This window comes from Actinomycetota bacterium, assembly GCA_030019255.1.
In the GTDB taxonomy this organism is placed as follows: Bacteria; Actinomycetota; Geothermincolia; order Geothermincolales; family RBG-13-55-18; genus Solincola_A.
In genome coordinates this window covers 265-529 of sequence record JASEFK010000043.1, presented here as the reverse complement: position 1 = coordinate 529, position 265 = coordinate 265, and the positions used below count along the sequence as shown (strand labels likewise).

At 64.9% G+C, this 265-nt stretch carries 1 protein-coding gene; it reads right to left on the bottom strand.

All coding sequences use genetic code 11. The features are described from left to right. Positions 1-265 (bottom strand): hypothetical protein (locus QME84_12790; GenBank protein ID MDI6875140.1); only part of this gene is annotated, 265 nt, incomplete at both ends.

Genomic DNA, 265 nt, shown 5'->3' with positions numbered 1-265 from the left:
GCCGATGGAGTCGTGCCCGAGATCACGCTCATAGCGGTACATGGCGCGTTCGCAGATCACCGGCGCGTTGGCCTCCACCATGGTGGAGACGTCGCTCTCCGGCACCACCTGGTTGACGTTGACGGTATGTCTGGCCTGTCCGGGAAGGGAAAAGCCTATGGCGCTGGTCTCGCCGCCCGGTCTCATGAAGGTCATGGTGACGTCCGCCGCCTCGGGGTTGGGGTTCTGCACCAGCACGTAGGTCTCGAAGCCCCAGGCGGTGGTG